Here is a 20,534-nt window from a genome sequence, read left to right on the forward strand (position 1 = left end):
ACTGCGGCGGTTCAATGTAATCGATTACATGAACACCGCACGATGAGCATTCAAGCCGTTGCAGCCAAAGCCGGAGTCTCCGTGGCCACCGTGTCGCGGGCCTTCAACTTTCCCGACAAGGTGACCCCCGCCACGCGGGAGCTGGTCGAGCGGGTGGCGCGCGAGCTCAACTACCTGCCGAATGCCAGCGCCCGCACCTTGCGCACCCAGCGCAGCCGTGTGCTCGGCGTGGTGCTGCCCACGCTGCTGAACCCGACCTTCGCCGAATGCCTGCAGGGCATCGCGCGCGCGGCGGTCGCGGGAGGCTACGCGATCATTCCCGTCACCACCGGCTACCAGCTCGACGAAGAAGAGCGCGCGGTGCACCTGCTGCTGGCCGGCAACGTCGATGGGCTCATCCTCGTCGTGTCGAACCCCTCGACCTCGACCGCCCTTCCCGGGCTGCGAACGGCCGGCGTGCCCTACGTACTGGCCTACAACCGGCACGCCGACCACCCCTGCGTCTCCGTCGACAGCGAAGGCGCCGTGGCCGATGCGGTCACGCGCCTCGTGCTGCTGGGCCATCGCCGCATCGCCATGGTCAGCGGCACGCTCGCCGCATCGGACCGCGCGCAACAGCGCTATCGCGGCTACCTGAAAGGCATGGCCGACGCCGGGCTCGATGCCCCGCCGCTGATCGAAGTGCCCTTCGTCGAAACCGCCGTCGATGCGCTCTCGCACCAGCTGCAGGCGACCCGCAACCGCCCCACCGCGCTGATCTGCTCGAACGACCTGCTCGCCATCCGCAGCATCCGCGCCGCGCACCTGAGCGGCCTGCACGTGCCCGACGACCTGAGCGTGGTCGGCTTCGACGGCATCGCGCTCGGCGAAGACCTCACGCCGGCCCTGACGACCATCGCGCAACCCAACAGCGACATCGGCCGCCACAGCGTCGAACTGCTGATCCAGGCGATGGCCGGCGGCACCACGCTGCAAGCCGACGCGAGCCTGCTGCTTCCCCATGCCTTCCGCGACGGCGAGTCGTGCGCATCCGCGCGCGAGCACGAACCACACGCCGCTGCTTCCTGACCGACCCGTTTCCCTCTCCCCGTTCTCCGCCCCCATCCATCCAAGGAGCTCTTCCATGTCTTTCCGTTTCCATCGCATGGCCCGCCTCGGCGTGCTGGCCGCCGCGCTCGTTGCCGCAGCCGGCAGCGCCATGGCGCAGACCGCCATTTGCTACAACTGCCCGACCGAATGGGCCGACTGGGGCACCCAGTTGAAGGCCATCAAGGCCAAGACCGGCATCACCGTGCCGCCCGACAACAAAAACTCAGGCCAGTCGCTCGCGCAGATGGCGGCCGAGAAGGCCAGCCCCGTGGCCGACGTCACCTACCTTGGCGTGACCTTCGCGGTGCAAGCCGCCAAGGACGGCCTGGTCGAGCCCTACAAGCCGGCCGCATGGAAAGACATTCCCGATGGCCTGAAGGACCCCGCCGGCAACTGGTTCACCATCCACTCGGGCACGCTCGGCTTCATGGTCAACGTCGATGCGCTCAAGGGCAAGCCGGTGCCCAAGTCGTGGGCCGACCTGCTCAAGCCCGAATACAAAGGCCTGATCGGCTACCTCGACCCCGCCTCGGCCTTCGTCGGCTATGTCGGCGCCGTGGCCGTGAACCAGGCGCGCGGCGGCACGCTCGACAACTTCAAGCCCGCCATCGACTACTTCAAGGCCCTGCAGAAGAACAAGCCTATCGTGCCGAAGCAGACCTCGTATGCGCGCGTGCTCTCGGGCGAAATCGCGATCCTGCTCGACTACGACTTCAATGCCTACCGCGCCAAGTACAAGGACAAGGCCAACGTCGCCTTCGTGATCCCGAGCGAAGGCACGCTGGCCGTGCCCTACGTGATGAGCCTGGTCGCCAAGGCCCCGCACGCGGCCGACGCGAAGAAGGTGCTCGACTTCACGCTGTCCGACGAGGGCCAGGCGATCTGGGCCAAGGCGTACCTGCGCCCGGTGCGCGCCAGCGCGATGCCCAAGGACATCGAGGCGCAGTTCCTGCCCGCGAGCGAATACGCCCGCGCCAAGAGCGTGGACTACGGCCGCATGGCCGCCGCGCAGCGCGCCTTTTCCGATGAGTACCTGAAGGAAGTGCGCTGACCCGCACGGCATGAGATGACGCAAGCCACCACCTCCAACGCCTGGAACCCGCGCTGGCGGCTGCTCGCCTGCGCGGCACCGGCGGCCGCCTTCTTCGCGGCCTTCTGGCTGCTGCCGGTGGTGCGCCTGCTCACGCTGCCGGCCGACAAGGGCTGGGCCACCTACTTCGCGGTGCTGACCGACGCCCGTTACCTGCAGAGCATGGCCAACACAGTCGTGCTCTCGATCACCGTCACGCTGGCCACACTGGTGCTGGGCGCGGCGGTGGGCATCTACCTTGCGCGCCACGCCTTCGTGGGCAAGCGCGTGCTGCTGTCGCTGCTCACGCTGCCGCTGTCGTTTCCGGGCGTGATCATCGGCTTTTTCGTGATCCTGCTGGGCGGGCGGCAGGGCGTGGTGGCCGACCTCGGCGACAGCCTGTTCGGCGAACGCATCACTTTCGCCTACGGCCTGCTCGGGCTGTTCCTGGCGTACCTGTATTTCTCGCTGCCGCGCGCCATTGCCACTTACGCGGCGGCCGCCGAGTCGATGAACACGCAGCTCGAAGAAGCGGCCCGGTCGCTCGGTGCCTCGCGGCTGCGCGTGGCGCGCGACGTGTGGATGCCGGAGCTTGCGCCCACCACGCTGGCCTGCGGCGCCATCCTGTTCGCGACCTCGATGGGCGCCTTCGGCACGGCCTTCACGCTGGCCAGCAAGTTCGAGGTCATTCCCATCACCATCTACAACGAGTTCACCAACTACGCCAACTTCGCGCTCGCCGCGTCGCTGTCGATCTCGCTGGGCATCGTGACCTGGCTGGTGCTGTTCGTGGCGCGGCGCTTCGGCGCGAACCCCGTCGCACGTTGAGGCATGCAACCCATGCGAAAGAACACACAGGCCAAGGCGCCCTTCCTGCTCGCCATCACGGTCATCGTGAGCCTCTTCATGATCGCGCCGATGCTGCTGTCGGTCATGGCGGGCCTCGTCAACAACTACAGCGCAGGGCTGAAGAGCGGCCTCACGCTGCGCTGGCTCGGCGAGGTGTGGGAGAACTATGGCGGCACCGTCGGCTGGTCGCTTGCACTCGCCGCGGCCTGCGTCGTGGGCACCGTGCTGATCGGCGTGCCCTGCGCCTATGCGCTGGCGCGCAGCCGCTCGCGTGCCGCGCGCATTTTTGAAGAGCTGCTGACGCTGCCCGTCGCGGTGCCGGGGCTGGCCACGGCGCTGGCGCTGATCCTGGCCTACGGCCAGCTCACTGCCTTTCGCCAGAGCTTCGCCTTCATCCTCGTGGGCCACATGATCTTCACGCTGCCCTTCATGGTGCGCACCGTCGGCTCGGCCTTCGAGCGCGACGACCTGCTCGCGCTCGAAGAGGCCGCGCGCTCGCTGGGCGCGAACTTCCGCCAGCGCTTCCTGGGCATTCTCGTGCCCGCCGTGTTCCCGGCCATCGTGGCCGGCAGCCTGATGGTGTTCACGCTCTCGGTGGGCGAGTTCAACCTCACCTGGATGCTGCATACGCCGCTCACGCGCACCCTGCCCGTGGGCCTGGCCGACAGCTATGCCTCGATGCGCATCGAGATCGGATCGGCCTACACGCTGATCTTTTTCGCCGTCATTCTTCCGGTGCTGTGGGGCCTGCAGTACCTTGCCAACCTGATGCAGAAACGCCATGGAACTTGAACGCATCCCCGTCGACATCGCGAACTGCGCGAAGACCTACGCCGACGGCACGCGCGGCCTGCAGCCCACCGACCTGAAGGTCGAGGCCGGCGAGGTGCTCGCACTGCTCGGCCCCTCGGGCTGCGGCAAGACCACGCTGCTGCGGCTGATCGCGGGGCTGGAGGCGCCCGACGCCGGCAGCCGCATCGTGTTCGGCGACCAGGACGTGACGCAGCGCCCGGTCGAGCATCGCGGCGTGGGCATGGTGTTCCAGAGCTACGCGCTCTTTCCGCAAATGACGGTGGCGGCCAACATCGGCTATGGCCTGCGCATCCGCGGCATTGCGCCCGATGAAGAAAACCGCCGGGTCGGCGAACTGGTCGACCTCGTGCGGCTCGGTGGCCTCGAGAACAAGCGCCCCGCCGAACTCTCGGGCGGCCAACGCCAGCGCGTGGCCCTGGCGCGCGCCGTGGCCGTTCGCCCGCGCGTGCTGCTGCTCGACGAGCCGCTGGCCGCGCTTGACGCCAAGCTCAAGGAATCGCTGCGCGACGAGCTGGCCGAGCTGCTGCGCAGCCTGCACATCACGGCCATCCACGTGACGCACGACCAGCAGGAGGCGCTCGCCATTGCCGACCGGCTCGCGGTGATGCGCGCCGGTCGCATCGTGCAGGTGGGCCGCGGCGAAGACCTGTACCGCGCGCCTTCGCATCCCTTCGTGGCCGAGTTCCTGGGCCGGGTCAACCGGCTGGAACGCGCGGCCGAGGCCATCGCACAAGGCGTTGTCCGACTCGGGGGTTGCACCGTGCCCTGCCCCACCGCATGGCAGAGCCATGCGATGCTGCTGGCACGGCCCGAAGACATCGAGGTCGGCGCGCCCCAGCCCGACTGGGGCAACGCCACCGTCGAGCGCCGCACCTTCCTCGGCGACCGCGTGCAGCTGCACCTGCGCACGCAAGACCAGCCCGTGCTGGTGGCCGACGTGGGACGCGACAACCCCTTCGGTCCGGGCGACGCGGTCGGTCTTCGCATCCACCCCGATCGCCTGATGACGTCGCAGGAAACCACCGCATGACGACCACGCATTCCGACAACACCTTCCTGGTCCAGCTGACCGACCTGCACATCCGCGAGCCTGGCCGGCTGGCCTATGGCCGCATCGACACCGCGCCCTACCTGCAGCGCGCGGTGCAGTCGGTGCTGGCCCTACGGCAGCCGCCCGATGCGGTCGTGATCACCGGCGACCTGACCGACTTCGGCCGCGCCGCCGAGTACGAGCACCTGGCCCGCCTGTTGGCGCCGCTGACCATGCCGGTCTATCTCATGCCCGGCAACCACGACGACCGCGACCAGCTGCGCCGCAGCTTTCCCGACCACACCTACCTCGGCACCGGTGACGACACCGACGGCTTCATCCAGTACTCGGTGCGCGTCGGCGCGCTGCGGCTGCTCACGCTCGACACCTGCGTGCCGGGCGCGAGCCACGGTTCGCTGTGCGAGAAGCGCCTGGCCTGGCTCGAAGCCCGGCTCGACGCCTGCCGCGACGAGCCCGTGGTCGTCGCCATGCACCACCCGCCCTTCGAAACGCTGATCGGCCACATGGACGAGATCGGCCTGCTGCAAGGCGCAGATGCGCTCGAAGCGCTGATCGCCCGTTATCCGAACGTCGAACGCGTGATCTGCGGCCACCTGCACCGCGCCATCGACGTGCGCTTCGGTGGCACCATCGCCTCGACCTCGCCGGCGCAGGCCCACCAGGTCTGCCTCGACCTTGCGCCCGACGCCCCTTCGGCCTGGACGCTCGAACCGCCGGCTTTTCGGGTGCACGCGTGGTCGGTGCGGGGCGGCCGGCTGGTCACCCACCTGGCGGCCTCCGGCAGCTTCGAAGGCCCCTATCCCTTCCACGACAACGGAGCCCTGATCGACTGAAGCGCGTACTTGTGGAAAATGGGGTCAAAACGAAGCAAAACGAAAACAAGAGAAAGGCCAGAACCCGACCTCCATGAAGCACCTTCTGAATCTGCTGGCGGCAGTCGCATTGCTGGTGTGGGGTACGCACCTCGTTCGTACCGGCGTGCTGCGCGTGTTCGGCGCCAACCTGCGCAAGATCCTTGTGCAGAGCATGCGCAACCGTTTCACGGCCGCCCTCTCGGGCATCGGCGTCACGGCGCTGGTGCAGTCGAGCACCGCCACTTCGCTCATGACCTCGTCCTTCGTCGGACAGGGCCTCGTCACGCTGCCTGCGGCGCTGGCGGTGATGCGCGGCGCCGACGTGGGCACGGCGCTGATCTCGGTGCTGTTCTCGGCCGACCTGTCGTGGCTCTCGCCCATGTTCATCTTCGTGGGCGTGGTGCTGTTCATCACACGCTCGGCCAGCGTGGCGGGGCGCGTGGGGCGCGTGCTGATCGGCCTCGGGCTGATGCTGCTCGCGCTGCAGCTGGTGGTCGAGGCCACCGAGCCGCTCTTCTCCTCACCCGCCGTGCGCGCCCTGCTCGCCTCACTCAACAGCGACGTGCTGCTTGAAATCACCATCGGCTCGGTGCTGGCCATCGTGGCCTATTCGAGCCTGGCGGTGGTGCTGCTGGTGGCGGCCATGGCTACGTCGAACGTGGTGCCGCTGGACGTGGCGCTCGGCCTCGTGCTCGGCGCCAACCTCGGCAGCGGGCTGCTGGCGGTGTTGACGACAGCCAAGTCAGCGGTGGCAGTGCGGCAGGTGACGGTGGGCAACCTGCTGTTCAAGGCGCTGGGCGTGGCCGTCGTCGCGCCCTTCATCGGGCTGTGGATTCGCTACGTGCAGCCCGAGCTACCGAACCAGACGCATGGCGTGGTGCTGTTCCACCTGGCCTTCAACATCGTCATCAGCGTCGGCTTCATCGGCCTCACGCAATGGGTGGCCAAGCTGGTCACGCGAATGCTGCCGGTGCCGCAACAACCGGCCGGCACCACCCGGCCGCATCACCTCGATCCGTCGGCGCTGTCGACGCCTTCGCTGGCCATCTCGAACGCGGCGCGCGAAGCACTGCACCAGGCCGACATCGTCGAGACCATGCTGATCGGCACATTGGACGTGATCCGCCACAACGACCTGCGGCTGGCCCAGGAACTGAGGCAGCTCGACGACACGGTGGACGAGCTGTACTCGGCCATCAAGTACTACATGACCCGCATCTCGCGCGAGGCGCTGGGCGAAGAAGAAAGCCGGCGCTGGACCGACATCATCAGCTTCACCATCAACATGGAGCAGATCGGCGACATCATCGAGCGCGTGATCATCGACATCGAAGACAAGAAGATCAAGCCGCAGCGCAACTTCTCGGAAGCAGGCATGGCCGAGATCGTCGAGCTGCACGGGCGGCTCGTTGCCAACCTGCGCCTGAGCATGAGCGTGTTCCTGAACGGCAATGTGCGCGACGCACAGAAGCTGCTCGAAGAAAAGGCGCGCTTCCGGGATCTGGAGCGGGCCTACGCGACGACCCATCTGGACCGCCTGTCGGACCAGACCACGCTGAGCATCGAGACCAGCTCGCTGCACATCGACCTGATCAGCGACCTGAAGCGGATCAACTCGCACATCTGCTCGATTGCGTACCCGATCCTCGAATCGGCCGGGGCGTTGGCGCCGAGCCGGTTGAGAGAGTCCCGCCTGGGCAAGATCGAAGGGTAGTGTTCCCGCGGGCAGCATTCGGCTGCCCGTGCCTCCCCCAAAAAGCCTGAGACGCACCGCGCTGAAACGCGCCGGCTGCGTCGTGGCCGGCACGCATGCCGGCCGCGTCATCTGCGCTTTGCCGCGTCCTTGGCAGGACGGCCGGCAAGCGCCATCCATCGCATTGAACGACCCGACGTCTCGAGAAAAAAGACGCGCGGACACCTGTCGTTCCGATGTCATGAAGCCTGCCTAGCATTCGAGGCATAAATTGCTTTTGGGTGAATTTGTGTAATTAACAGATTTGCGCGAACGAGATTTATCGCGCCCGGCTTCAAGCCGTTTCACGCTGCCCTTCGACTGCACGGCGTCGTGCTCCGAACGCCTGCCCAAGGGCAATCACTCTTACTTCCAAGGGGAGAGCCACATGATGAGCAATCGACAGAAACAACGGATGGTGCGCACCGTATCGGGCGCAGCCCTGATCGCCGCGCTCGCGGCCTGCGGCGGAAGCGGCGGGGGCACGTCGTTCGTGCCGCAGCCACCGCCGCCCGTCGCCGTCACGCCCGATCCGCCCGCGCCGGACACCGGCACCAAGGCCGTCTTCCACTGCGCGCCCTGAGGGCACGCCCCACCTTCATCGCCTCTTTGCCGACACCCACACCATGACCGCTTCCAACCCCGGCCGCCGCCGCTTCCTGCGCAGCTCGGCCACCACCGCCGGTGCAGCCGCCGCACTCACGATGCTGCCGCCCTCGATCCAGCGCGCGCTGGCCATTCCACCGAACAACGTGAAAGGCACCATCGAGGACGTCGAGCACGTGGTGATCCTCACGCAGGAGAACCGCTCCTTCGATCACTACTTCGGAACCCTCCAGGGCGTGCGTGGATTCAACGACCCGCGCCCGCACGTCCTGCCGGACGGCCGGCCGGTCTGGTACCAACCCACGCCGAACGAAAGCCCGGTCGACCCGAAGCGGGTCTACAACGCGCGCGGCCTGGCCAGCGACGCGACCTACGTGCTGCCGTTCTACATCGACCCACGCACGACCAAGGGACATGCGGGCACGCAGCACGGATGGAGCGACGGCCACGGCGCCTTGAACAACGGCAAGAACAACCAGTGGCTGAACCAGAAGCAGGACGTGATGACGATGGGATACCTGCGCCGCAGGGACCTCGCATTCCACTACGCGCTGGCCGACGCGTTCACCATCTGCGATGCGTACCATGCCTCCGTCCCCGCCGACACGGTGCCGAACCGCGTGCACCTGTGGACGGGAACCATCGATCCGCGCAACGTCATGGGCACCCAGCCCAACGGCCCCGGATTGCAGGAGCGCAACGGATCGAACGGCTACACATGGACGACCTACCCGGAGCGGCTGGAGGCCAAGGGAATCCGCTGGAAGCTCTACCAGGGCGGCTCGGAGGGCTACAACAACCTGACCAAGGAGGCCGACAACTTCACCGACAACTCGCTGGAGCACTTCGCGGCCTACCAGACGAGCGGCGTCCTTCGGGACAAGGGCGCCTCCAGACACACCCTGGTGGAATTCGCCAGCGACGTCAGCAAGAACAACCTGCCGCAGGTCAGCTGGATCGTCGCGCCGCAGAAATTCTGCGAACACTCGAGCGCCACGAGCGTCAATGGCGCGCTGTACATCGAGGCCATCCTGAGCGCGCTGACGTCGAACCCCGAGGTCTGGAGCAAGACGGTCTTTCTGATCAACTACGACGAGAACGACGGCCTGTTCGACCACGTCGTTCCGCCGATGCCGCCACTGCAAGCCGTGGCGGGCAACGCCAACGACAGCGGCCTTGTCTCCAAGGGCCTGATCGACAGCCTCAAGGATGAGTTTCTCGACCTGGACCGCTTCCCTTACGAAAAGGGATCGCTGGTGCCGAGTGGCGACCCCGGTGGACTGCAGCCCGTCGGCCTGGGTTCGCGCGTGCCCATGCTGGTCGTGTCGCCATGGAGCGCCGGAGGATGGGTCTGTTCGCAGACCTTCGACCACACCTCGGTCCTGCAATTCCTGGAAGCGCGGTTCGGTGTTGCCGAAACCAACATCTCGCAATGGCGCCGGGCCGTTTGCGGAAACCTGACGTCGGCCTTCGACTTTTCGGGCAACCAGGACACGTCGGTTCCGAAGATCGCGCCGGTCGCATCGATCACCGTCGGCACACGGACCGACTACGTACCGAACCCGCAGCTGATGCCCTCCCAGGAGCCCGGCACGCGCAAGGCACGGCCCCTGCCCTACGAGCACTTCGTTCACAGCCGCGTCGATACGCGCAACGTGCAGCTCTGGCTCGACTTTTCCAACACGGGCAGCGTGGGCGCCGCATTCTGTGTGTACAACCGCCTGAAGCCCAACGACAACCCGCGCCGCTACACCGTCTCGCCGGGCGATGTGCTGTCGGACTACTGGCTCCTGTCGGACACCAAGGGCGCCTACGACTTCGCCGCCTACGGGCCGAACGGCTACCTGTGCCAGTACAAGGGCAATGCCTCCGCGGTGTCCCAAGGCACGGCCAGCCCCGAAGCGAAGGTCTGCTACGACGTCACCAACGGCAACGTCGCCCTGACGCTGACCAACAGCGGATCGGTGGCGTGCTCGGTGACGGTGAGCAATGCCTACAGCAAGGAAGCCGCACGCACCCACAACCTGGCCGCTGGAGCCACGCTGCAAGACCTCTGGGTTCTGGGTGCGAGTTCGGGCTGGTACGACCTGTCGGTCACCTCGGACGCCGGGTCGTCATCCAACGCGCCGTTCCTGCGCCGCTTTGCGGGACACGTCGAAACCGGCAAGGCCAGCATGAGCGACCCGGGGCCGCTGAACAGCAACCGCTGAAGCCCAAGCAACTGGGGCCCGGCGAAGATTCGCCGGGCCCCATGAAAGCTACTTGGCCTTGGCGAGCCCGCCAGCCTCGGTGGGCTCGATCTCCCGCCGCGCATAACGCTGCGCCAGCACAGCGCAGACCATCAGCTGCATCTGATGGAACAGCATCAGCGGCAACACAATCGCGCCCACCGCATGCGAGGCGAACAAGACCTTCGCCATCGGAATCCCGCTGGCCAGGCTCTTCTTCGATCCGCAGAAGACGATGGTGATCTCGTCGGCGATATCGAAGCCGAACTTGCGCGCCATCAGCGTGGTGAGACCCAGGGCCAGGGCCAGCAGCACGGCGCACACCAGCAGCAGGCCCAGCAGCGCACTCACGGGAATCTGCTTCCAGAGCCCTTCGATCACGGCCGCGCTGAACGCGGTGTAGACCACCAGCAGGATCGAGCCCTGGTCGACGAACTTCAGCACGGCCGCGCGCTTCTGGATCCACTTGCCGATCACCGGGCGCAGCAGGTGGCCCGCGACGAAGGGCACCATCAGTTGCAGCAGGATGCGGCCGATCGAATCGAGCGACGACGACGAGGTGATGCCACCGCCGTTCGGCAGCACGATCAGGTTCACCAGCACCGGCGTGATGAACACGCCCAGCAAGGTCGAGGCCGAGGCACTGCAGATGGCCGCGGGCATGTTGCCGCGCGCCATGGCCGTGAATGCGATCGCGGACTGCACGGTGGCCGGCAGCACGCAAAGGAACAGCACGCCGGTGTAGAGCTCGGGCGTCACCAGCGGCGACAGCACCGGCCGCAGCGCCAGCCCGAGCAACGGGAACAGCACGAAGGTGCTTGCGAACACCAGCAGGTGCAGCCGCCAGTGCGTGATGCCCGCCATGATCGCCTCGCGCGACAGCTTGGCGCCGTGCAGGAAGAACAGCAGGCCGATGGCAACGGTCGTCAGACCCTCGAAGAAATGTGCGATGCGCCCGCTCGCGGGCAGCAGGCTGGCGAAGGTCACGACCGTGACGAGCGCGAGCGTGAAGTTGTCGGGGAGAAAGCGTGAACGGGCCATGGCATGCATTGGAGCGCTTTGGCATTCAAAAGAGAAATGGATTTATCGGATGGATATATGATTCCAACGCATGAACGTCACGCTTCGCCAGCTCCGCGTCTTCCGCTCGGTGGCCGAGGGGCGCAATTTCAGCCGCGCCGGCGACCAGGTGGGCCTGAGCCAGCCGGCCGTCAGCCGCTCGATCCTGGAGCTTGAATCGCAGCTCGGCCTCAAGCTGCTCGACCGCACCACGCGCGAGGTGATGCTGACCGAAGCCGGCCAATCGCTCGCGGCCCGGCTCGACCGCGTGCTCGACGACCTCGACCAGACGCTGCAGGACGTGGCCGGCTTGGCCAGCGCGCGCGGCGGCAAGGTGCGGGTGGCCAGCAGCCCCACGCTGTCGGCCAACCTGATGCCTGGCTGCATCGCGGTCTGCGCCGACAAGGCGCCGGGCATCCAGTTCCTGCTGCTCGACCGCATCCAGCAGGACGTGCTGGACAGCGTGCGCAGCGGCGAGGTCGATTTCGGCGTGGTGATCGAACCGTCGGAAGCCGACGACCTGCATTGCGAGCCGATCCTGAACGACCCCTTCGTGCTGGTCGTGCCGCCCGCGCACCGGCTGGCCCAGAAGGCCTCGGTACGCTGGACGGCGCTCGACGGACAGCCGCTGGTGCTGCTCGACCACGCCTCGGGCAGCCGCCGCCTGATCGACCAGGCACTGGAGCGCCACGGCGCGCAGTGCGAGGTGAAGCAGCAGCTCGGCCATCCGACCACCGTCTTTCGCATGGTCGAGGCGGGCATCGGCATCAGCGTGATGCCGGGGATGTCGCTGCCGCCCGAAGGGCTGGCTCAGCTGGTCGTGCGCCCGCTGGTGCCGCGCGTGCAGCGCGCGATCATGCTGATCCGCCGGCGCAACCGGGCGCTGTCGCCGCTCGCGCAGCAGGTGTGGGGCATCGTGCGCGACACCGCCGCGCTCAGTGCGACAACGGAGTCTGGCGCGACGACGCCGGCAAGGAAGACGGCCGCCTGAGCCGCTCCTGCCGGTGGCGCAGGCAGAAGTCGATCAGGTCTTCGACCTCGGTGGCCTTGTCGAACACCGCGTCGGCGCCGAGCAGTGCGCATTTGCGGCGCATGGCCGGCGTGGCGTGGTTGCTCAGCACCACCATCTTCTGCATCGGGTCGCGGTTGCGGCAGGCTTCCAGCACGCTGAAGCCGGTGCCGTCTTTCAAAAACAGATCGACGATGGCCAGGTCCCACTGCGAGGGGTTGTCCGTCAGCCAGCGCGAGCCCTCGGCTTCCGATTCGGCCTGGCCGACAGGATCGCAGCGCGCCACCTCCCGCAAGGTGCCCACGAGGTTCTCGCGGATGGTGGGGTTGTCTTCGACGATGAAGGTGCGGACGGTGTTCATGACGCTTGCCTCGTAGCTTTTGCCACAGGCTACAAAGTGCGCCCGGCACAAGTCGAAGGCATGACACCCCCACGCGGGTAGGACAAGGCTGGCGACGCCCATCCCTCCCTTTCGCGCAGGCTTACAGCGTCAGGATCGTGCAGCCCGTGGTCTTGCGCGCTTCCAGGTCGCGGTGCGCCTGCTGCACGTCGGCCAGTGCATAGCGCTGGTCGATCGGGATCTTCACCGCGCCGCTGCGCACCACCGCGAACAGGTCGTCGGCCATGGCCTGCGTGCTTTCGCGCGTGGCCATGTGCGTGAACAGCGTGGGCCGCGTGACGTAGAGCGAACCCTTCGATGCGAGCGTGCCGAGGTTGATCGGCGGCACCGGGCCCGAGCCGTTGCCGAAGATCGCCAGCAGGCCGAAGGGGCGCAGGCAATCGATGGAACCCTCGAAGGTGTCCTTGCCCACCGAGTCGTACACCACCTTCACGCCCTTGCCGCCGGTGATCTCTTTCACGCGGGCCGCGAAGTTCTCGGTGCTGTAGTTGATGGCATGCGCCGCGCCATGTTCGAGCGCGAGCTTGCACTTGGCGTCGCTGCCTGCCGTGCCGATCAGCTGCAGGCCCAGCGCCTTGGCCCACTGGCAGGCGATGAGGCCGACGCCGCCGGCAGCCGCATGGAACAGGATGAAGTCGCCAGGCTGCAGGCCTTCCGCAGGCAAGGTCTTCTTCAGCAGGTACTGGGTGGTGAGGCCCTTGAGCATCATGGCCGCGCCGGTCTCGAAGGAGATGTCGTCGGGCAGCTTGCAGACATTCTTGGCCGGCATCACGCGCAGCTCGCAGTAGGCGCCGGGCGGCGGGCTGGCGTAGGCGGCGCGGTCGCCGGCCTTCAGGTGCGTGACGCCCTCGCCCACCGCCTCGACCACGCCCGAAGCTTCCATGCCCAACTGCAGCGGCATCGCGAACGGATAGAGACCGCTGCGCTGGTAGGTGTCGATGAAGTTCAGGCCCACGGCCTTGTGGCGGATGCGGATCTCGCCGGGGCCGGGTTCACCGACTTCGACCTCGACGATCTTCAGTTCTTCGGGACCGCCATGGCGGTCGATACGGACGGCTTTGCTCAACATCGTTGCAGTCTCCACAGGCGGAAAAAGAAGAGGCGCATCGTGCCACGTTTGGCGTTTGCGCGACGCCGCGGGACATTGCCCCGGCACGTCGGCGCCCATGCGGGCGCGGCCTGGCCTCAGGCCGGGTTTTGTGGCAGTTCGGGCGCGAACTCGATGCGGTAGCCGCTGCGCTCGAACATCTGCAGGATCTCGCGCTCGCCATACCAGCCGTCGAGTTGCGACAGCGGAATCAGCGAACGCAAGGTGAGCGGCGCCAGGCTCACCAGTTGCCGCACCTTGGCATGGTGGCCGAACAGCTGCATCGCGTCATAGCCGTGGTGCAGCTGCGGCCCCGCATGCTCGATGGCGAAGCTGCGCGCCAGCTCCAAGGGTGCGAAGCGCATGCCGACAGCCTCCAGCGCCGGACGCAGCACACCGCTCAGTTGCACGTCTTCGAGCAGCGCGTTGTGCTGCCAGTGCATCCTGAGCGGATCGCCCGCCACCACGTCGGGCGGCGGAATCTCGACGCGGATGTGCGGATGGTCGATCAGCGCCCGCATGAAGCGCCGGCTGCGCAGGCTGAAGCCGCCGTTCTGGATCGGCGTGACGACGTGGTCGGGCTTCTGCAGCTCCTGCGCCCAGTCGAAGCTGTTGCGCCAGAACGTGCCCTGCGGCGAATCGATCTTCGCCAGATGGATCGGCGCACCGATGTAGTCGCAGTTCAAAAACGCGTCGTTCCAGTTGGCGGCATTGACGACCCAGCCGTCGTCCTGCACCACCAGCGCGCACTCGGTCTGCACCACACGCCAGAGCGCGAACATCATGAACCAGCCGTACTCGTGGTAGTTCATCGGCGCGATCGCCACATGCCCGATGCCCGGCGCCAGGTTGTCGGGCGCCTGCGGGCTGCACAGCAGGGCGCGCGTACCGGGCATCTGCGACTGGCTCAGTTGCAGGGCCATGGCCGCGCCGCGCGCATCGGGCAGGCCGGTGACCGACACCAGGGTGATCTGCTCGAAAACCTCCCCGCTCATTTGCGCACGCGCTCCGCGGTGGCGTCAGTAGGTGCCGGGGTAGGCGCCGCCGTCGGCCAGCACGTTCTGGCCGGTCATGTAGCCGGCCTGCATGCTGCAGAGAAAGGCGCAGATGGCGCCGAACTCGGCCGGCGTGCCGAAGCGCCGGGCCGGGATGTTCTTCTTGCGGGCTTCCCACACGGTGTCGAAGTCCTGCCCGGTCTTCTGTGCCGTGCCGGCCATCGTGCCCTTGAGGCGGTCGGTGTCGAAGGAGCCCGGCAGCAGGTTGTTGATGGTCACGCCCTGCGCCGCGATGGGCGTGCGCGCCACGCCGGCCACGAAGCCGGTCAGGCCACTGCGCGCGCCGTTCGACAGGCCCAGGATGTCGATGGGCGACTTCACCGAACTCGACGTGATATTCACGATGCGCCCGAAGCCGCGCTTGGCCATGCCGTCGACCGTGGCCTTGATCAGCTCGATGGGCGTGAGCATGTTGGCATCGACCGCCTTGATCCACGCCTCACGGTCCCAGTTGCGGAAGTCGCCGGGCGGCGGGCCGCCGGCGTTGGTGACGACGATGTCGAAGTCATGGCCCAGCGCGAACACCGCCGCACGGCCGGCTTCGGTCGTGATGTCGGCCGCCACGTGCTTGACGAACGGACCCGATGCACCTGCGGCCTCGGCCAGCTTCTTCGCAGCGGCGTCCAGCGCCTCGGCGCCGCGCGCCACGATCACCACATTGACGCCTTCGCGCACCAGTGCCTCGGCACAGCCGTAGCCCAGCCCTTTGCTCGCGCCGCACACCAGCGCGGTCTTGCCTGCAATACCCAGATCCATGTTGTTTGCTCCTATCGTGCAGGGGCTTGCCGCCCCTTGCGTGTGAAAACGAAGATGCCCGCGATGACGAGCACCGTGCCGGCGGCGATCCACGGTGTGAACGGCTCGCCGAGTATCACCACCCCCATGAGGATGGTCGACAGCGGCCCGATCATGCCGGTTTGCGCAGCCACCGCGGGGCCGATGCGCTCGATGGCCATCATCACCATGAGGACGGGCACCGCCGTGCACAGCGTGGCGTTGAGCACCGACAGCCAGATGACCTCGGGCGCGAGCCCGAAGGCCACGCCCATCGGCCGCGTCAGCACGAACTGCAGGATGCACAGCACGCAGGCGACGGTGGTGGCCAGGCCCACCAGCCGCAACGAGCCCAGGCGCTTGACGAACTCGCCGCTGTACACGAGATAGCCCGCATAGCTCACCGCGCTCAGGAACACGAGGAACGCGCCCCAGGCCGCCGCGCCGCCACCCTTGCCGCTGCCGCCGGTCCACAGTTCGTGGCCGAACACCAGCAGCACGCCGGCATAGCTCACGACCATGCCCAGCACCTGCTGGCGCGTGGCGCGCCGCCGGTACATGAGCCAGCCGAACAGCAGCACCAGCGTGGGGTTGAGATAAAGAATGAGCCGCTCGAAGCTGGCCGAGATGTAGGCGAGCCCCGCAAAGTCGAGAAAGCTCGCAAGGTAATAGCCCGAGAAGCCCAGCCCGATCACGCCGAACCAGTCGCGCGAGGTGAGCTTCGGCTTGCCGCGCCCCGCCCACCACGCCATGACGGCAAAGAGCGGCAGCGCGAACAGCATGCGCAGCATGATGAGCGTGATAGCGTCCACGCCGTAGCGGTACGCCAGCTTGACGATGATGGCCTTGCCGCTGAACGCGATGGCGCCCAGCGTGGCAAGGATCAGGCCGGTCGCATAGCCTTTTTTTGCGCCGTCGTGAGGGGGAATGCCGAGCGATGCGGCTGTCTTGTTCATCCCCCGATCATCGCGGCAACCCCGGGACCTTGCTCAGTACCCTGCCGCCACGCCGTCGCGGCGCGGGTCGCTGGCAGCCACGTAGCCTTCGACCGACGGCTCGCCCGCGCGCCAGATGAACTGGCCGGCACCGAAGTCCTGGTACGAGTCGTTGATCACTTCGAGGTGATGGCCCAGATCGCGCAGGCCCTGCAGGGTGTTGGGGTTCATCGCGGCCTCGACGTTGATCTCGAGCCCCGCGTTGAAGCGCCAGCGCGGCGCATCGCAGGCAGCCTGCGGGTTCTGCTTGTAGTCGAGCATGCGCACCAGCGTCTGCATGTGGCCCTGCGGCTGCATGTTGCCGCCCATCACGCCGAAGCTCATGACCGGCTGGCCGTCCTTGGTGAGAAAGGCCGGAATGATCGTGTGGAACGGGCGCTTGCCCGGTGCCACCACGTTCGGGCTTTCGGCCTTCAGGCTGAAGCCATGGCCGCGGTTCTGCAGGCTGATGCCGAACTCGGGCTCCACGCAACCCGAGCCGAAGCCCATGTAGTTGCTCTGGATGAAGCTCACCATCATGCCGCTCTCGTCGGCGGCCGTGAGGTAGATGGTGCCGCCCTTGACCGGGTTGCCGGCCTTGAAGTCCTGCGCCTTCTTCACGTCGATGAGGCGGGCGCGCGAGGCGAGGTAGGCGTCGTCGAGCATCTGCTCGGTCGTCACTTCCATGGTCTTGCGCTCCGACACGTAGCGGTACACGTCGGCAAAGGCCAGCTTCATCGCTTCGATCTGCAGATGCTGCGACTGGACCGAATCGACCGGCAGCGAGGCGATGTCGAACTTCTCCAGGATGCCCAGCGCGATCAGCGCCGCGATGCCCTGCCCGTTCGGCGGAATTTCGTGCAGCGTGTGGCCACGGTAATCGCGCGAGATCGGTTGGACCCACTCGGGCTGGTAGGCCGCGAGGTCGGCCACCGTGAGCGCGCCGCCCTGCTCTTTCGAGAACTTCGCGAGCGCCTCGGCGATCTCGCCGTTGTAGTAGGCCTCGCCCTTGGTCCGGGCGATGGCCTTGAGCGCGCGTGCCGCGGCGGTGAAGCGGAACATGTCGCCCACCTCGGGCGCGCGGCCCCAGGGCAGGAAGGTCTGCGCAAAGCCCGGCTGCGACTGCAGCACCGGCGTGGCCGCGGCCCACTTGCCCTGCACCACCGGCGGCACGAGGTAGCCGCGCTCGGCGATGTCGATGGCCGGGGCCAGCAGGTCGGCGAAGGGCAGCTTGCCGAAGCGCTCGCTCATCGCGACCCAGCCGCGCACCGCGCCCGGCACCGTGACCGAATCGATGCCGCGCATCGGCGGCGTGGCGGCATCGGCGCCGTACTTGGCCTTGAAGTACTCGGGCGTCCAGGCCTTGGGCGCCGGGCCCGAGGCGTTCAGGCCGTGCAGTTCCTTGCCGTCCCACAGGATGCAGAAGGCGTCGCTGCCCAGGCCGTTGCTCACGGGCTCGACCAGCGTCATCACCGCCGCGGTGGCAATGGCCGCATCGACCGCGTTGCCGCCCTGCTGCAGGATGCGCAGCCCGGCCTGCGAGGCCAGTGGGTGCGAGGTCGACACCACGTTGCGCGCAAAGATCGGGATGCGGGTGGAGAGGTAAGGGTTGTTGAAGTCGAAGTTCATGTCGGTCTGCCTTGCCTTATTCGTTGGTGATCTTGCGTTCGACCACGATCTTTTTCCACTTGGCGGCATCGGTGGCCACCAGCTTGGCGAACTGGTCGGGCGTGCCCGGCGTCGCGGGCTCGATGCCCAGGCGTGCGAGCTTCTCTTTCACATCGGGGTCGGCCAGCGCCTCGTTGGCGGCCTTGTTGACCTTCGCGACGATGTCGGCCGGCAGGTTCTTCGGGCCATAGAAGCCGAACCACGTATTCGACTCGTAGCCGGGCAGCGTATCGGCGATGGGCGGCAGGTCGGGTGCGAGCGGGCTGCGCTTGAGCGAGGTCACGCCCAGTGCGCGCAGGCGGCCGTCGCGCACGTGCGGCATGCCGGTGGGCAGCGAGTCGAACAGCACGTCGACCTTGCCGCTGATCAGGTCGGGAATGGCGAGCGCCGTGCCCTTGTACGGAATGTGCGTGACGAAGATGTTGGCCTGCGACTTGAACAGCTCGGCCGTGAGCTGCACGATGGTGCCGTTGCCGCTCGACGCGTAGTTGAGCTTGCCGGGGTTCTTCTTGGCGTAGTCGATCCACTCGCGCACCGTCTTGGCCGGCGAGTTCACGGGCACCAGCATGATGCTGGCCGCGTCGCCCACATGTGCGATGGGCGTGAAGTCGCGCACCGTGTCGTAGGGCAGCTTGTTGATGGCCGGGCCGATGGCGTGCGTGCTGGTGGTCGCCAGCAGCAGCGTGTAGCCGTCGGGCGCGGCCTTGGCGGCCTGGTCGGAGCCGATGGCGCCGCCGGCACCGGGCTTGTTGTCGATGACGAGCGTGGTGCCGAGCTTCTCGCCCATCTTCTGGCCCAGCGTGCGGGCAAAGAGGTCGGTGGCTCCCGCCGCGGGGAACGGCACGATCAGCCGGATCGGTTTGTTCGGGTAGTTCTGAGCCAGGGCGGAAGTCGCGGCCAGCATCATTGCGGCAGCAAGCACGAAGCCTGTTCGTTTCATGGTGATGATTTTCTCCGAGGTCTTTGTCTTTGTATCGGTGCGCCGCGACCCGGCGTGGCCGAAGGATTGGACGCCTGCGGCATTGAAAATGGAAATGGATTTATCGGATAGATATATGAGTCGAATGCATTAATTGCGCCCACGGCCACCCGGGGCCGCGACACGCCGGTGCTTTCCTGCCGACAATGCCCCGTTCCGCATTGCCCGGCATCCGGCCGCTCACCTCCCAACCGCAACGACAACACCGTGGACCTTCGCGCGCTCCGCTACTTCATCACCGTGCTCGAGGCCGGCAGCCTCTCGCGGGCGGCCGCCCTGTTGTACGTGGCCCAGCCGGCGCTCACGGCGCAGATCAAGAAGCTTGAAAGCGAACTCGGCACCCAGCTCTTCGAGCGCTCGCACGCGGGCGTCACGCCGACGCCCGCCGGCATGCAGCTCTACCACGATGCGCGGCGGCTGCTGTCCGACGCGGCCGCGTTGCGGGAGCGCTTCCAGCGCCCCACGCAGGGCCTGGAAGGCTCGGTCACCCTCGCGGTCCCGTCGCTGCTGTCGTCCCTGCTGATGGGCCCGGTGCTCAAGCAGCTCAAGCTGCGCCACCCCTTCGTGCGCGTCTTCGTGCTGGACGACCTGAGCCTGATGGTGAAGAAGACCATGCTCGACCGCCGGGCCGACGTCGGCATCATGGTCGACACGCCGGCGCTCGAAGGCCTGGTGTGCGAACCGCTGGCGAACGAATCGATCTTCCTGTGCGGCTTCGACGTGAACGGCATCGCCGCGCCCTTGCTCAAGCGCCGGCGCGCCGTCCGCAAGACGGCGACCCGCCGCGGCCGCGACGAAATCACCTTCGCGCGCGCGGCGCAATTGCCGCTCGTGCTGCAGTCGCGCCGCTTCAGCATCCGGCAGGCGGTCGAGCAGGCGGCATCGGAACTGGGCATCGAGCTGAACGTCGCCTACGAACATGACTCGGCGCGCGTGCTGCGCTCGCTCTACCAGGCCGGTGCCGGCTTCACCTTCACGCCGGCCTGCGCGCTCGACGACTCGGCCCTCGCGGACGAACGCTGGATCTGCGCGCGCGTGACGCAGCCGCAATTGCCGCGCAGCTACACGCTGGCCACGCTCGCGAACCGCCCGGCCGACCCGGTCGTGCAGGCGGTGATCGACGTGCTGCGCGAAGAAATCGCCCGCATGGTCGGCCAGGGCCTCTGGGACGCCGACCTGCCCTGACCCCGGCCCGCCAACGCGGGCATCGCAGCGATCGTGGTCGGCCATCAGAAATA

The 20,534-nt window shown here is 67.2% G+C and carries 19 protein-coding genes; 11 read left to right on the forward strand and 8 right to left on the reverse strand.

Annotated elements, in window-relative coordinates; genetic code table 11:
- The first annotated feature begins 42 nt into the window (after nucleotides 1–42).
- From BLQ28_RS24870 to BLQ28_RS24905, 9 genes are all read left to right on the forward strand, one after another.
- Complete coding sequence (locus BLQ28_RS24870) at nucleotides 43–1,068, forward strand: LacI family DNA-binding transcriptional regulator (protein ID WP_093245888.1); 1,026 nt, start codon at nucleotides 43–45, stop codon at nucleotides 1,066–1,068.
- Nucleotides 1,069–1,123: 55 nt separating this feature from the next.
- A complete protein-coding gene (locus tag BLQ28_RS24875) occupies nucleotides 1,124–2,140 on the forward strand; it encodes an ABC transporter substrate-binding protein (RefSeq protein ID WP_093245890.1) in 1,017 nt (338 codons plus the stop codon).
- A gap of 15 nt (nucleotides 2,141–2,155) precedes the next feature.
- Nucleotides 2,156–2,986, forward strand: coding sequence for an ABC transporter permease (locus BLQ28_RS24880; RefSeq protein ID WP_093245892.1), 831 nt, complete (start codon nucleotides 2,156–2,158; stop codon nucleotides 2,984–2,986).
- 12 nt (nucleotides 2,987–2,998) lie between these two features.
- Nucleotides 2,999–3,799, forward strand: coding sequence for an ABC transporter permease (locus BLQ28_RS24885; RefSeq protein ID WP_093245894.1), 801 nt, complete (start codon nucleotides 2,999–3,001; stop codon nucleotides 3,797–3,799).
- Complete coding sequence (locus BLQ28_RS24890) at nucleotides 3,789–4,850, forward strand: ABC transporter ATP-binding protein (protein ID WP_093245896.1); 1,062 nt, start codon at nucleotides 3,789–3,791, stop codon at nucleotides 4,848–4,850. Before BLQ28_RS24885 ends, BLQ28_RS24890 begins: the two co-directional genes overlap by 11 nt.
- Nucleotides 4,847–5,704 carry a phosphodiesterase gene (locus BLQ28_RS24895; protein ID WP_093245898.1) on the forward strand — a complete coding sequence of 286 codons (858 nt, stop codon included), beginning with the start codon at nucleotides 4,847–4,849 and terminating at the stop codon, nucleotides 5,702–5,704. Before BLQ28_RS24890 ends, BLQ28_RS24895 begins: the two co-directional genes overlap by 4 nt.
- A 73-nt stretch (nucleotides 5,705–5,777) precedes the next feature.
- Nucleotides 5,778–7,439 (forward strand): Na/Pi cotransporter family protein, encoded by a 1,662-nt coding sequence (locus tag BLQ28_RS24900; RefSeq protein WP_093245900.1) that lies wholly within the window; start codon nucleotides 5,778–5,780, stop codon nucleotides 7,437–7,439.
- 409 nt (nucleotides 7,440–7,848) lie between these two features.
- Nucleotides 7,849–8,040 carry a hypothetical protein gene (locus BLQ28_RS32800; protein ID WP_143012571.1) on the forward strand — a complete coding sequence of 64 codons (192 nt, stop codon included), beginning with the start codon at nucleotides 7,849–7,851 and terminating at the stop codon, nucleotides 8,038–8,040.
- A 43-nt stretch (nucleotides 8,041–8,083) separates the two neighbouring features.
- Nucleotides 8,084–10,273 (forward strand): phosphocholine-specific phospholipase C, encoded by a 2,190-nt coding sequence (locus tag BLQ28_RS24905; protein WP_093245902.1) that lies wholly within the window; start codon nucleotides 8,084–8,086, stop codon nucleotides 10,271–10,273.
- Nucleotides 10,274–10,321: 48 nt separating this feature from the next.
- Here BLQ28_RS24905 and BLQ28_RS24910 read toward each other — a convergent pair whose 3' ends face one another.
- The gene (locus tag BLQ28_RS24910; protein WP_093246168.1) at nucleotides 10,322–11,332 is read right to left on the reverse strand and encodes a bile acid:sodium symporter family protein; all 1,011 of its coding nucleotides are present in this window, start codon (nucleotides 11,330–11,332) and stop codon (nucleotides 10,322–10,324) included.
- A gap of 70 nt (nucleotides 11,333–11,402) precedes the next feature.
- Here BLQ28_RS24910 and BLQ28_RS24915 point away from each other — a divergent pair, with 70 nt between their 5' ends.
- Complete coding sequence (locus BLQ28_RS24915) at nucleotides 11,403–12,341, forward strand: LysR family transcriptional regulator (RefSeq protein ID WP_093245904.1); 939 nt, start codon at nucleotides 11,403–11,405, stop codon at nucleotides 12,339–12,341.
- Here BLQ28_RS24915 and BLQ28_RS24920 read toward each other — a convergent pair.
- The 7 genes from BLQ28_RS24920 to BLQ28_RS24950 all read right to left on the reverse strand — a co-directional run bounded on the left by BLQ28_RS24920 (nucleotide 12,286) and on the right by BLQ28_RS24950 (nucleotide 19,257).
- Nucleotides 12,286–12,720, reverse strand: coding sequence for a response regulator (locus BLQ28_RS24920; protein ID WP_093245905.1), 435 nt, complete (start codon nucleotides 12,718–12,720; stop codon nucleotides 12,286–12,288). The genes BLQ28_RS24915 and BLQ28_RS24920 overlap by 56 nt on opposite strands.
- 121 nt (nucleotides 12,721–12,841) lie before the next feature.
- Nucleotides 12,842–13,828 carry a quinone oxidoreductase family protein gene (locus BLQ28_RS24925; RefSeq protein WP_093245907.1) on the reverse strand — a complete coding sequence of 329 codons (987 nt, stop codon included), beginning with the start codon at nucleotides 13,826–13,828 and terminating at the stop codon, nucleotides 12,842–12,844.
- A 116-nt stretch (nucleotides 13,829–13,944) separates the two neighbouring features.
- Complete coding sequence (locus BLQ28_RS24930) at nucleotides 13,945–14,841, reverse strand: DUF5672 family protein (protein ID WP_093245908.1); 897 nt, start codon at nucleotides 14,839–14,841, stop codon at nucleotides 13,945–13,947.
- 24 nt (nucleotides 14,842–14,865) lie between these two features.
- Complete coding sequence (locus tag BLQ28_RS24935) at nucleotides 14,866–15,657, reverse strand: SDR family oxidoreductase (protein WP_093245910.1); 792 nt, start codon at nucleotides 15,655–15,657, stop codon at nucleotides 14,866–14,868.
- A gap of 11 nt (nucleotides 15,658–15,668) precedes the next feature.
- Nucleotides 15,669–16,631, reverse strand: a complete 963-nt coding sequence (locus BLQ28_RS24940) for a DMT family transporter (protein ID WP_093245911.1) — start codon at nucleotides 16,629–16,631, stop codon at nucleotides 15,669–15,671.
- A gap of 33 nt (nucleotides 16,632–16,664) precedes the next feature.
- Nucleotides 16,665–18,278, reverse strand: coding sequence for a gamma-glutamyltransferase family protein (locus BLQ28_RS24945; RefSeq protein WP_093245912.1), 1,614 nt, complete (start codon nucleotides 18,276–18,278; stop codon nucleotides 16,665–16,667).
- A 16-nt stretch (nucleotides 18,279–18,294) separates the two neighbouring features.
- A complete protein-coding gene (locus tag BLQ28_RS24950; protein ID WP_093245914.1) occupies nucleotides 18,295–19,257 on the reverse strand; it encodes a Bug family tripartite tricarboxylate transporter substrate binding protein in 963 nt (320 codons plus the stop codon).
- Between the two features lie 246 nt (nucleotides 19,258–19,503).
- Between BLQ28_RS24950 and BLQ28_RS24955 the strand changes: the two genes are divergently transcribed.
- Nucleotides 19,504–20,481 (forward strand): LysR family transcriptional regulator, encoded by a 978-nt coding sequence (locus BLQ28_RS24955; protein WP_093245915.1) that lies wholly within the window; start codon nucleotides 19,504–19,506, stop codon nucleotides 20,479–20,481.
- Nucleotides 20,482–20,534: the final 53 nt, after the last annotated feature.

Origin of the sequence: Variovorax sp. EL159 (assembly GCF_900100965.1) — a bacterium.
Taxonomy (GTDB): Bacteria; Pseudomonadota; Gammaproteobacteria; order Burkholderiales; family Burkholderiaceae_C; genus Variovorax.